This window comes from Micromonospora sp. NBC_00389, from assembly GCF_036059255.1.
Taxonomy (GTDB): Bacteria; Actinomycetota; Actinomycetes; order Mycobacteriales; family Micromonosporaceae; genus Micromonospora.
Window position 1 is genome coordinate 266833 of sequence record NZ_CP107947.1, and the last position, 12010, is coordinate 278842.

The 12010-nt window shown below is 72.1% G+C and carries 12 protein-coding genes and 1 pseudogene; 5 read left to right on the forward strand and 8 right to left on the reverse strand.

The window, feature by feature from the left end; all coding sequences use genetic code 11:
* Positions 1–93 precede the first annotated feature (93 nt).
* Positions 94–285, forward strand: coding sequence for a DUF2795 domain-containing protein (locus tag OG470_RS01265; RefSeq protein ID WP_328419910.1), 192 nt, complete (start codon positions 94–96; stop codon positions 283–285).
* A 14-nt stretch (positions 286–299) separates the two neighbouring features.
* Here OG470_RS01265 and erm read toward each other — a convergent pair whose 3' ends face one another.
* The gene (erm, locus tag OG470_RS01270) at positions 300–1070 is read right to left on the reverse strand and encodes an ErmE/ErmH/ErmO/ErmR family 23S rRNA (adenine(2058)-N(6))-methyltransferase (RefSeq protein WP_442931170.1); all 771 of its coding nucleotides are present in this window, start codon (positions 1068–1070) and stop codon (positions 300–302) included.
* A gap of 499 nt (positions 1071–1569) precedes the next feature.
* Entirely contained in the window at positions 1570–2472 is a 903-nt protein-coding gene (locus OG470_RS01275; protein WP_328419914.1) for a Gfo/Idh/MocA family protein, read from the reverse strand.
* A gap of 327 nt (positions 2473–2799) precedes the next feature.
* Between OG470_RS01275 and OG470_RS01280 the strand changes: the two genes are divergently transcribed.
* A complete protein-coding gene (locus OG470_RS01280) occupies positions 2800–3192 on the forward strand; it encodes a hypothetical protein (protein WP_442931028.1) in 393 nt (130 codons plus the stop codon).
* Positions 3185–3601, forward strand: a complete 417-nt coding sequence (locus OG470_RS01285) for a hypothetical protein (protein WP_328419916.1) — start codon at positions 3185–3187, stop codon at positions 3599–3601. The genes OG470_RS01280 and OG470_RS01285 overlap by 8 nt, the downstream gene beginning before the upstream one ends.
* A gap of 96 nt (positions 3602–3697) precedes the next feature.
* Here OG470_RS01285 and fabG read toward each other — a convergent pair whose 3' ends face one another.
* Together fabG and OG470_RS01295 are read right to left on the reverse strand one after the other, a co-directional pair.
* The gene (gene fabG, locus OG470_RS01290; protein WP_328419918.1) at positions 3698–4456 is read right to left on the reverse strand and encodes a 3-oxoacyl-ACP reductase FabG; all 759 of its coding nucleotides are present in this window, start codon (positions 4454–4456) and stop codon (positions 3698–3700) included.
* Positions 4457–4499: 43 nt separating this feature from the next.
* Positions 4500–6152, reverse strand: coding sequence for an alpha-amylase family protein (locus tag OG470_RS01295; RefSeq protein WP_328419920.1), 1653 nt, complete (start codon positions 6150–6152; stop codon positions 4500–4502).
* Positions 6153–6246: 94 nt separating this feature from the next.
* Between OG470_RS01295 and OG470_RS01300 the strand changes: the two genes are divergently transcribed.
* Both OG470_RS01300 and OG470_RS01305 read left to right on the forward strand, forming a co-directional pair.
* A complete protein-coding gene (locus OG470_RS01300; protein ID WP_328419922.1) occupies positions 6247–6861 on the forward strand; it encodes a DUF1349 domain-containing protein in 615 nt (204 codons plus the stop codon).
* Between the two features lie 97 nt (positions 6862–6958).
* The gene (locus tag OG470_RS01305) at positions 6959–7630 is read left to right on the forward strand and encodes a DedA family protein (protein WP_328419924.1); all 672 of its coding nucleotides are present in this window, start codon (positions 6959–6961) and stop codon (positions 7628–7630) included.
* A 43-nt stretch (positions 7631–7673) separates the two neighbouring features.
* Here OG470_RS01305 and OG470_RS01310 read toward each other — a convergent pair whose 3' ends face one another.
* The 4 genes and pseudogenes from OG470_RS01310 to OG470_RS01325 all read right to left on the reverse strand — a co-directional run bounded on the left by OG470_RS01310 (position 7674) and on the right by OG470_RS01325 (position 11844).
* A complete protein-coding gene (locus OG470_RS01310; RefSeq protein WP_328419926.1) occupies positions 7674–9062 on the reverse strand; it encodes a chitinase in 1389 nt (462 codons plus the stop codon).
* Between the two features lie 147 nt (positions 9063–9209).
* The gene (locus OG470_RS01315; RefSeq protein ID WP_328426069.1) at positions 9210–10619 is read right to left on the reverse strand and encodes a carbohydrate-binding protein; all 1410 of its coding nucleotides are present in this window, start codon (positions 10617–10619) and stop codon (positions 9210–9212) included.
* 396 nt (positions 10620–11015) lie between these two features.
* Positions 11016–11450 (reverse strand): annotated as a pseudogene (locus OG470_RS01320) (YidC/Oxa1 family membrane protein insertase); the annotation flags it as partial.
* A gap of 100 nt (positions 11451–11550) precedes the next feature.
* Positions 11551–11844 carry a DUF6412 domain-containing protein gene (locus OG470_RS01325; RefSeq protein ID WP_328419928.1) on the reverse strand — a complete coding sequence of 98 codons (294 nt, stop codon included), beginning with the start codon at positions 11842–11844 and terminating at the stop codon, positions 11551–11553.
* Positions 11845–12010 lie beyond the last annotated feature (166 nt).

The window sequence follows — 12010 nt, forward strand, 5'->3', positions numbered from 1 at the left end:
GCGACAAACCGTCGGCGCGCCGCGGGCGACACGCCGTACACCGGCCGTCCGGCCGAACGGTGTACGGGTGGAGTGAGCGGGTAGCCGGCCGACATGACCGTCACCGGGGTTCAGTTGCAGGAGTACCTGGCCGGGCTCGACTACCCGGTCTCGCGGGAGGATCTGGTCCGCTGGGGGCAGGAGAACGGGGCCAGCACGGCGATGTTGCAGATGTTCCAGGCGTTGCCGGTGGAGCAGTTCGAGTCGCCGGACGAGTTGAGCGCCGCGCTGACCACCCGCACCTGACCGGGGCGGTGGGGTCATCGGGCGTGCAGCAGCCGGAACAGCACCAGCCACTGTTCGGGCCAGACGTAGCCGACCGGGGTGTCCGATGCGATCCGGGTGGCCCGCAGCGCCGCCGCCACCCGGGACGGCGGGTGATGCCGGCGCAGGCTCGCGGCGAAGGAGCCGCCGACTCCCTCGAAGCCCACCGCCACCAGCCGCTGGTACGCCGGCAGGGCCGCCCGGGGTAGCAGCGGCTCCGCCCGACGCTCGATGCGCAGGATCCCGGCGTCCACCGCCGGCACCGGCCGGAACGCGGTACGCGGTACCCGTCCGGCCAGCCGCCAGCCGAACTCCGGCCAGGTCGAGACGGTGAGCCGGGTCCACCGGCCGTAGTCGCCGCTGCGCCGGCGGGCGTACTCCAGTTGGGTGAGCAGGGTGGCGGAGCGCAACCGGGGCGCGGCCAGGCACCACCGCACCACGGCCGAGGTCAGCGACCAGGGGATGTTGCCGACCACCGCGAACGGCTCCGGTGGTGGCTCGGCGGCCAGGAAGTCGGCCTGTCGGTGCTCGACGGTGGGCAGGGTCGCGCAGACGGCGGCCAACTCCCGGCCGGCGGCCGGATCCACCTCGTACGCCGTCAGTCGCGCGCAGCGGGCGGCGAGCGGCCGGGTCAGCTGGCCACGACCGGCGCCGACCTCCAGTAGGAGCCCGTCCGGATCGGGGTCGGCGGCGCGGACCAGCCGTGCCACGGCGGTCGGGTCGGCGAGAAAGTTCTGGCTGAGTACGGCCAGGCCGTCGCGGGCCAACTCACGGGCCGCCGTGGCGGCCGCCCGACGGGACCGGTCGCGTTCGGTAGGTCGGGATTTGCGGGGCGCCACGGGTCTTCGTCCTGTCTGTCGCCGTTCGGCGACGGGCTGGACAGGCAGCCGGGATTCCGGGCCTGTCCGAGTGGATCGGGACTCGGACGGCCCTGGACGATGGCGCGGGAACGCGGTGGTGCGGCAGCGACGGGGCGACAGCCCCGGGTGCGGCGGCAGGAATGAGCCGATCAGCGGCGGCGGGGCTCAGCCCCGGCTCGCCGCGAAGGTGAACCGATCAGCGGCGGGTCGCGTCCCGGCCGGCCAGGGCCGGACGCCGGACTCGCGGGCGGGACACCAACAAGAGGCCCCGAGCGGCCGGCGTACCGACCCCCTCGATCAGGGCATGCGTGAACATGCCCGCCACCCTAACCAACCCCAACCCCGCCCCTCCACCCATTTCCCCCACCCCCGACCCATCCCCCGGTGGGTGGGGGTGGGGGTGGGGTTACGGGAGGGGGACTGTGCGGGATTCGGTGCGGGCGATTTCGGCGGCGGCGAGGATGCCGACGACCTCCCGGCCGAAGCGGACGTCGCAGCGGTGGTCCCGGGTACCCGCCTGAACCTGCTCGATGAGCTGGTCGATCGCAACGCCGAACGCCGTCGCGGGGTCGTTCTCCCCGAGCGGGACGGTCTCGATGCCGTTCTCGCCGTAGAACACGAACTCCCGGGCCATCGCCTCCCGCGGTGCGTCCAGGGAGAGCGAGGCGCTGCTGGTGGCCCCACCATCGTGGGTGAGCAGCAGGTGCACCATCCCGCTCGGGCCGTTCATCGCGGCCACCTGAGTCGCCCGGCCCAGCACCGGCAGGATGATCGAGAGCGCGTGCGGGCCGATGTCCCAGAGCGCGCCGTGCTCGCGCCGCCACAGCGAACCGCCGTACGGGCTGCCCTCCTGGAAGATCGACGCGAACGCGGTGGTCCGACCGTGCTGCCAGCCCCCGGCGGCCGCGGTCGCGGCGAGGAAAGCGGTCACGTTCGGCTGGAACCGCTGGGTGAAGAAGATGACCGACGCGACCCCGGACGCCTCGGCGGCGGCGACCACCCGGTCGGCGTCGGCGACGGTGAGCGCCAGCGGCTTGTCCAGCAGCAGGTGCCGGCCGGCGGTGGCCGCCCGGACCGCGATGTCGGCCTGGATGTCCGGCGGCAGCGCGACGGCGACCGCGTCGCACACCTCGAGCAGCGCGTCGACGTCGGCGAACGCCGGCACCCCGTACACCTCGGCCAGCGCGGCGGCCCGCTCCGGGTTACGCCCCCACACCCCGGCCAGTTCCGCGTCCGGGTGTGCGTGCAGCGCCTTCCCGTGCGTCTCAATCGCCCAGTGACCGGTGCCGAACAAGCCGAACCGCAGCACGTGTACCTCCGCCGTTTCCCCTCACCGCGGCGACGCCACGGGCGAGATCCACGCTAGTCGCCCCACCAGGCGTGCCGGCGGCGGGTCGACCAACCGGAGCCCGGAGGTTCCGGCGCGGGCCGGCAGAGCCGATGCCTGATTGGCGCCTGTCGAGCTGCCCCAGATATGGGCCATCGACGCTCAGACCAAAAGTGCCCGCCCCTGCCGCTGCCCCATTTGTGGGGCAGCTCGACAGCGAGCGGCGATAGACAGCCAGGCGGCATCACCCGTTTACTACGACGGTTAGTAGGCTGTGCCGGTGACCGAGGCAACGACCGGGTGGGTCCGGTGACCAGCGTGGGCGCCGACTCACCGGTGGACGGGGTCCTCGCGACGGTTTCCATCGTGCTGTCGCTGCTCGTCGCGGTGTGGGCACTGGTGGCGGCGCTACGCCAGCGGCCGCCGGACCGGGTGCAGTTCATCGGCCTGGGCGTACTCGAAGTGGCGCTGCTCGCGTTGAGCGTGCTGGCGCTGATCGCCGTCGGCGGCGGGGACCGGCCCGACGAGCCCGGTGCCTTCTTCGGCTACCTGGTCACGCTCGTCTGCCTGCCGCCGCTGGCCTGGGTGCTGGCCCGGATGGAGCCGACCCGCTGGGGTTCGGCGATCGTCTGCGCGGTCTGCCTGGTAGCCCCGGTGGTGGTGGTCCGGTTGCAGCAGACCTGGGAGGTGCTCGGTGGTTGAGACACGACCGGCGCGGCGCGCCACGAACACCGGTCCGGGCCGGCTGCTGATCGCGGTGTACCTGCTCTTCGCCATCGCGGCGACCAGCCGGGCGGGCCTGCAGATCGCCACGAAGTTCGACGAGGCACCGGTGGCCTACCTGCTCTCCGCGCTGGCCGCGCTCATCTACATCGTGGCCGCGGTGGGGCTGGCCCGCGCCGGGCACACCGGCCGGCGGGTCGCACTGGCCTGCTGCACGGTGGAACTGGTCGGGGTGCTCGCGGTCGGCGTCCTGAGCGTGGTCGACAAAGAACTCTTCCCGGACGAGACGGTCTGGTCGCAGTTCGGCAGCGGGTACGGGTACATCCCGCTGGTGCTGCCGGTGCTCGGCCTGCTCTGGCTCTGGCGCACCCGCCGCGACGCCGACTGACCGGCAGCACCGCCTGACCCGGCCTTGGCGCGCGTCGAGGGCGCTCCATGCAAACGGAGCGCCCTCGTCGGGAGTGCGGAGGCGCGGGGGTACGGGTCAGTCCCGCGGGCCACCGGCGACGTAGATGACCTGGCCGGAGACGAACCCCGCTCCCTCGCTGGCCAGGAACGAGATGGTGTGCGCGACGTCCTCCGGCCGGCCCGGGCGGCGTACCGGGATCTCGGCGGCGGCGTGCTTCTGGAAGTCGTCGAAGTCGACCTTCATGCGGGCGGCGGTGGCCGCGGTCATGTCGGTGACGATGAAGCCGGGCGCGACCGCGTTGACGGTCACCCCGAACGGACCCAGCTCGATGGCGAGCGTCTTGGTGAAGCCCTGGAGGCCGGCCTTGGCGGCGGCGTAGTTCGCCTGGCCCCGGTTACCCAACGCGGAGGTGCTGGACAGGTTGACGATCCGCCCCCACTTGCGGTCCACCATGTGCTTCTGGGCCGCCTGGCTGAACAGGAACGCGCCGCGCAGGTGCACGCCCATGACCGTGTCCCAGTCGGCGCTGGTCATCTTGAACAGCAGGTTGTCGCGGAGCACGCCGGCGTTGTTCACCAGCACGGTGGGCGCGCCCAGCTCGGCGGCCACCCGTTCCACGGCCGCCTCGACCTGTGCCCGGTCGGACACGTCGGCGCCCACACCGAGCGCCCGGCCGCCGGCACCGGCGATGGCGTCCACCGTCTCCTTGGTCGCCGCCTCCTCGATGTCGACCACGGCGACAGCCATCCCGTCGGCGGCCAACCGCCGGGCGGTGGCCGCGCCGATACCGCGCGCGGCTCCGGTGACGATGGCGACGCGGGGCTCCTCCGACATGATTACCTCCCGGTAACGTGGGGTCGATCGAAGGAGCTTAGCGTCAGCAGGCCGGGCCCCGGCAGAGGCGGATCCAGCGGTAGCCGTGGCCGGAGAGCTTGACCGCACCGAGCTTGCCCAACTCGCCGTAGCCACGGTCGGTGAGCACGTCGATCGGCAGGTCGGCCTCCGCCTCCAGGCTGCTCAGGTCCACCTCGACGTCGTCGGTGCCCAGGTTGTGCAGGAAGACCATGGTCCCGGTCCGCCCGTCCGCCCGGTGCGCCAGCACTCCGGCCGGCATCGGCACGTCGATGTGGGTGGTCGAGCCGGAGCCGATCTCCGGCGCCTCGCGCAGCGTCCCGATCATGCGCTCGAACCAGGCGAGCAGCGACTTCGAGTCGCCCCGCTGGGCCGTGACGTTGACCTTCTGGTAGCCGAACTCACCCTTGTCGATCACGGGACGGACCAGCTTCTCCGGGTCCGCCGTGGAGAAGCCGGCGTTCGGCTGGTACGACCACTGCATCGGGGTACGGATCGCCTCCCGACCGGGCAGCGACAGGTCCTCGCCCATCCCGATCTCCTCGCCGTAGCGCAGCACCGGAGTGCCGCGCAGCGAGAACTGCAGGGCGTACGCCAGCTCGATGCGACGCCGGTCGTTGCCGAGCATCGGGGCGAGCCGGCGGCGGATGCCCCGGTCGTAGATGCGCATGTTCTCGTCCGGGCCGAACTCCGCGTACACCTGGTTGCGCTGTTCGGTGGTGAGCCGGGACAGGTCGATCTCGTCGTGGTTGCGCAGGAAGGTCGCCCACTGGCCGCCGACGGGCAGCTTCGGAGTGTCCCGCAGCGCTTCGATCAGCGCCTCCGGGTCCTGCCGGGCCAGGGCCAGGATGAGACGGCCGTTGAGCATGAAGTCGAAGAGCATGTGGATCCGGTTGCCGGAGCCGCCGGCGTCGCCGAAGAACGTGGGCAACTGGTCCGGCTCGACGTTCGCCTCGGCCAGCAGGACGGCGTCGGGGCGCCGCCACTGCACGTGCTGGCGCAGCTCGGTGAGGAACTCGAAGTCCTTCGGCGAGTTCGGGTTGCCCGGCTCGGTCAGCTCGATGATGAACGGCACCGCGTCCATCCGGAAGCCGGAGACACCGAGCTGGAGCCAGAACGACATGATCTTCTTGATCTCCGCCCGGACCTCCGGATTGGCGAAGTTCAGGTCCGGCTGGAACTTGTAGAACCGGTGGTAGAACCACGCCTTGGCGGTGCGGTCGTAGCTCCAGGTCTCGTTCTGCTCGCCGGGGAAGACCATGCCCTGGTGCCGGTCGTCCGGCTCGGTGTCGGACCAGACGAACCAGTCGCGGTACGGCGAGTCCGGCGAGGAGCGGGCGGACTGGAACCACGGGTGCTCGTCGGAGGTGTGGTTGACCACCAGGTCGATGATCACGCGGATGCCCCGGTTCTGCGCCTGGTGCAGCAGCTCGGCGAAGTCGCCGAGGGTGCCGAAGCGCGGGTCCACGTTGTAGAAGTCGGTGGCGTCGTAGCCGTCGTCGCGGTTGGGCGACGGGTGGATCGGGTGCAGCCACAGGCACGTCACCCCCAGCCGGGCCAGGTAGTCCAGCCGGCCGATCAGCCCGCGGATGTCACCGACCCCGTCGCCGTCGGAGTCGGCGTACGTGTCGATGTCGAGGCAGTAGACGACGGCTTCGGAGTACCAACGGTCACCCATGCCGGAAGAACTTCTCCGGTTGATCATCGGCGCAAACCCGCCCCGGCCGGCGGCGGACCGCGGTCGGCTCTTTCCGGCCGGTACGGTGCCGGTCATGGAGATCGACCTCGTACCGCCGAGCCAACCGTTGGACTGGGCCCGGGGCGGTTGGCTGCACCAGCCGGTCCGCGCCGAGGAAGGCCCGGCGGGTGAGCTGGTCGTCGAACCGGCGGCGGAGAGCGACTTCTGGCGGCGGACCAGCTACGGGTTCGTGCACGACAACGGCCCCGCCCTGCTGGCCCCGCTGCCGGTCGGCAGCGCCATGGAGGTGAGCTTCCGGCTCGACCTCAGCGGGCAGTTCGACCAGGCCGGCGCGCTGGTCCGGGTGGACGAACGCACCTGGGTCAAGGCCGGCGTCGAGCTGAGCGACGGCGAGCTCCAGCTCGGTGCGGTGGTGACCCGGGAGTTCTCCGACTGGTCGGTTGCGCCGGTGCCGGAGTGGGCGGGCCGGGAGGTGACCGTCCGGGTCAGCCGCGCCGGCAACGCACTGACCGTCCGGGCCCGGGCCGACGGCGAGCCGTGGCGACTGGTCCGGCTCGCCCCGCTGGACCCGGCGGTCGAGGCCATGGCCGGCCCGTTCTGCTGCTCTCCGGTCCGCGCCGGCCTGACTGTGGTGTTCACCGGCTGGCGGCAGGGACCGGCCGACACCGCGCTGCACCCGGAGCACTGACCGCCAGGACATGGTGGCCCGGCTCACCGGCAGGTGTGCCTCTCGGCCGACGGGGTATGACCATCCGATCCCCGGCAGCCGACACGGAAGGACGATCATGGCGCTCGCCCAGAATGTCGACCCGTCCAAGTTCACTGGGTTGACCGGCTGGGTGGCCAGCGTCATCGAGAGCATGGGGCCGGTCGGTGTGGCGCTGCTGGTGGCGCTGGAGAGCATCATCCCGCCCATCCCCAGCGAAATCGTGCTGGCGCTGGCCGGCTACCTGGCCAGCGAGGGCCGGTTCAACGTGGTGCTCGTGGTGCTGGCGGCGACGGTCGGCTCGCTGGTCGGCGCGCTGGTGCTCTACTGGCTCGGCGCGGCGCTGGGCGAGGAGCGGCTCAAGCGCTGGCTGGACCGTATCCCGCTGGTGGATCGTGACGACCTGGAGAAGGCCGACCGCTGGTTCGAGCGGCACGGCCGCTGGGCGGTGCTGATCGGCCGGGTGGTGCCGGTGGTCCGCAGCCTCGTCTCCGTGCCGGCCGGGGCGAACCGGATGCCGCTGGGCGAGTTCATCCTGCTCACCACGATCGGCAGCGGGGTGTGGAACTCCCTCATCGTCGGAGCCGGCTACGCGCTCGGCAGCCGTTGGCAGGACGTCGAGCGGTACAGCGACTGGTTCAACTACGGGATCGTCGCGATCTTCGTCGTCATGGTGGTTTGGTGGGTGATCCGCAAGATGCGCCGACGCCGGACGCGCGACGACCGGCGGTCGGTGACCGCCGGTCGCTGATCCCGCGTCGCCGCTCAGCCCAACCCGGATGGACGCCGACCGGTCAGGGCAGGGTGTCCAGGTGCGGTGCCACCGCGCGGGCGAAGCCGTTGCCGTTGCTGACGTCCCAGTTCACCGACCAGGTCATCGCGCCACGGATGCCGGGGTAGGTGCGCGGCGGCCGGAAGCTGCCGCAGTTGGTGCCCCGGGCCAAACAGTCCAGCGCGGCGTTGACCACGCTGGGCGCGACGATGCCGCCACCGGCCGCGCCCGGTCCGGCGGGCAGGCCGAGGCCGACCTGGTCGGGGCGGAGCCCGGCCTCCAGTTGGATGCAGGCCAGCGCGACGATGAAATTCACCGTGCCCTGGGCGTACGCGGCGTTCTGGTCGCAGCCGAGCATCGCCCCCGAGTTGTAGTACTGGGTGTTGACCACGGTGAGGATGTCCTTGATGTCCAGGGCCAGCTTGAAGTAGCCGCCGGCCGGGGACTGCATGTCGATGGTCTGCGGCGCCATCGCGATGATCAGGCCCGCGCCGACCTTGGCCCGCAGTGCGCGCAGCGCCTGTGCCATGTACGTCGGGTTGAGCCCGTTCTCCAGGTCGATGTCGATCCCTTCGAAGCCGTAGCGGGCGATCAGCGCGGCGGCCGTGTCGGCGAACACGGTGGCCGAGGCGGCGTCGTTGACCGTGACCCGGCCGGCCTCGCCACCGACCGAGAGGATCACCCGCTTGCCCCGGTCGTGCAGGGTGCGCACGTCCGCGGTGAAGTCGGCGTCGGTGTAGCCGCCGAGCGCGGCGGACAGCCCGGGGTCGATGCCGAAGGTGAGTGCGCCCGGTGTTGCGGTGGCCTCGGCGAAGGCGACCGCAACCAGGTCGTAGTCAGCGGGGACGTCGCGCAGCCGCAGCTCCACGGCGGGGTTGTCGAAGTTGTGCCAGTAGCCGGTGAGCAGGTGCTTCGGCAGCCCACCGGTGGGCGGTGGGTTCGTCGGGGGCGGCGTGGTCGGTGGCGGGGTGGTCGGCGGTGGCGTGGTCGGTGGCGGGGTGGTGGGCGGGGTGCCTCCACCGCAGGGTGCGCCGTTGAGCTGGCAGCCGCTCGGCGAGCCGGAGCCGCTGGCCAGGAAGCCGAAGGAGACCGAGGCACCAGGGGCGATGCTGCCGTTCCAGGACCGGTTGGTGAAGGTGTGCCGCTGGCCGGCGGAGCTGAGCAGCGCGTCCCAGTAGCTGCCGAGGGTGGTGCCGGCAGGCAGGTCGAAGGCGAGGCTCCAACCGTTGATGGTCGAGCCGCCGCCGTTGGTGATGGTGTACTTCCCCTCCCAGCCGGAGCCCCAGTCGGCCGTTTTGACGAAGCTGGCGGTGGCCCCGGCGGCGAACGCGGGCAGCGCGACCCAGGCCGCGCCGAGCGTCGCGACGAGCGCGGTGACCAGGGACAGGACAAGGGATCTGGCAGGTTTCATGCGACCCTCCACGCCCGGGCGGGCATCCATGGACGTCAACGTTGGCGCTAATTATTAAGACAGTTAACTGTTTCTGTCCAGGGGTTGACGCGGATGATCGGGCCTCCCGCCGTGCGGCGACACGACGGAAGACCCGAAAGGCCCGCCTCAGCGGCGGAAGGTGAACCAGTTGACGTTGACGAAGTCGTTCGGTTGGCCGCTGGTGAAGGTGAGGTAGACGGCGTGCCGGCCGGTCACCGCGCCGACGTTTCCGGGCACCGAGCGCCAGCTCTGCCAGCCGCCGGTGTTGCCGATCGCGAAGCTGCCGATGGGCGCCGCCGTCGGGCTGTCCAGCCGCACCTCGACCAGGCCACTGACCCCGCCACCCGCGCCGGATGCCACCCGCGCCACGAAGTCCCGCGCCGGCGTGGAGCCGAACTCGACGTTGTCGTAGCGCACCCAGTCGCCGTTACGCAGCGCGCCGATGTTCTGCCCGCCCTCGGCGCACGCCTCGACGAACACTCCGTTCTGCCCGTTGAACGACTCGGCCTCGATCTGCCCGTACGCGTCCCTCGTGCCACCGGGCGGTGGAGTGGTGGGCGGCGGGGTGGTCCCGCCGCCACGGCGGTACACCGCCACGTAGTCGACCAGCATCGGCCGACCCGGGACGGTCGCCGCGGTGGGCGTGCCGCTGCCGGCCACCCCGTTCGGGAACGCCCCGCCCATCGCCACGTTGAGCAGCAGGAAATAGCCCGCGTGCGAGGTCATCTGCGACCAGGCCGGTTCACCGACCCGACTCTGGGTGACGGTGTGGTAGAGCTGCCCGTCGACGTACCAGCGCAGTTGCTGAGGGCTGATCGAGGCGTCCCACTCGAACCGGTAGGTGTGGAACGCAGACTGGCAGCTGGCGCCCGGGCAGGCCCGGGACGCGCCGATGCCGTTGAACTCGTCGCACGGCCCGCCGGGGGCGACGCCGCAGTGCAGCACGCCCCAGACCGAATTGATGCCGTTGACGTTCTCCATCACGTCGAACTCGCCGATGCCCGGCCAGTTCTGGTAGTTGCCCCGGTAGGGCGCGCCGAGCGCCCAGAACGCGGGCCAGTAGCCGGCCGCCGCGGCACCGGTGACGTTCGGCATCTGGATCCGGCCCTCGATGGCCAGCACGCCGCCGGCCGGGGCCTTGAAGTCGCTGCGCACGGTCTCGATCCGGGCGGAGGTCCAGCCGCCCCCACCGTCGCGCAGCGGCGTGATCCGCAGGTTGCCGCCGCCGTCGTGGCTGACGTTGGCGGTGCTGGCGGTGTAGTTCTGGATCTCGCCGGTGCCCCAGTTGGCCGGGCCGCCGGGGTAGTTGTGCCCGGTGTCGATGATCCAGTTGGCGGCCGACGGCAGGGTGCCGGCCGCGCCGGTGAAGTCGTCGCTCCAGACCGTGCTCCAGCCGGCGGCGGGGGGCGGAACGGCGGCCTGCGCGGTCACGGTGATGCCGGCCAGGACGGTGGTGGTGGCGACGAGCAGGACGGACGCCAGCCGCAGGCGGCGTCGGACGGGCGGGGCGGCGGTGGCCGCCGGAGGAGGTGGCATGGACGTGCCTCTCTGCGGGGACGGGTCGAGAGAGCGCTCTCTCAGAGCTGTACGTCCCACCGTGACAGTTGTCAACGTCGATCTATGTCGACGCTCGCCGGAGCCGCCTGCGGGCGCCGGAGCACCGCCTGCTCCAGTGCCGACCAGGCGGTCGTGGTCACCAGGTAGATCACCGCCGCGAGCGGCAGCACCAGCGCCACCAGCACTGTCGTGAACGGCAGCAGGGGCAGCAGCCGGGCGAGCGTGGCGGCACCCGGCCCCTCGGGGGGCGTACCGGCCACCGTGCCGACCGCCCGCCGCCGACGCCCGGCGGGCCCGCCGGGACGACCACCAGGCCAACAGCAGCAGCACGGCCAACAGGATGGCGAAGAGCGGACCGGCCGCGCCGGCCAGTCCGTCGCCGAGATGATGGCCCAGCGGCACCCCGGCCAACCGCTCCTCCAGCAGCCCGGTGCCGCCCTCGGTGCTGCTGAACAACCGGTACAGGACCAGCAGGAACGGTGCCTGGAGCAGCAATGGCAGGCAGCCGGCGATCGGGTTGGCGCCGGCCGAGCGGTACAGGGCGAACACCTCGGCCTGTAGCTTCGCCGGGTCGTCGGCGTACCGCCGCTGCAGGTCGCGCACCTGCGGGGCGAGCGCCGCGCGGCGCCGCTCGCCGCGGACCTGCGCGACGGTGAGCGGCGAGATGAGCAACCGGACGGCGATGGTGAACAGCACGATGGCGGCGGCGGTCGCCATGCCGCCGGCCAGCGGTTCGAGCAGAGCGGTGAGCCAGGAAAGCGCGGTGCCGGCGGCGCCGACCGCGCCGTGCAGTGGTGCGAAGGCGAGCATGGGAAACCCCTCGGGTCCGATTCCGGTGGGGTCCTTTCCCGGCGGCGTTAGCCTGCGGGAGGACCGGTGACGGCGGGATCGGCCGCGCGGCGGCGTGGCGCTACGCGGCCGAGGGGTGACCGGGTGCGCGGGGGCGGGGCCGACCGGCGGCGTCGGGGTCGACCTGTCGGGGCACCTGGCGACCACGGGAGCGGGCGCGCAGCCCGACCCAGCGTCGCCCGGTGCCCGGCGGGCTCATGCGGCCCAGCACCCGCGCCGCGAGCAGCACGGCCAGCAGTACCAGGGTGGTCAACGCGGCACCGGCGAGCAGGTCAGTCGGACGGTCCGCAAGCAGGGTGACCTGGGCGAACGCGGACATCCACGCGACCCAGACGAACCCCAGCGGCACCGGCACGGGATCAGCCTAGGACCCGGTGTCACGTCGGCGGGCCGGATCGCGGGCCCGGTGTGCGGCCGAGGCGCGTACCCGAATCCAGCGGCCGGCCGACACGCCAGGTGCGACGTGCGACGCGCCGCCACCACGTTTCCCGGCATCGCCACTGTGGGTAACCAAACGACCG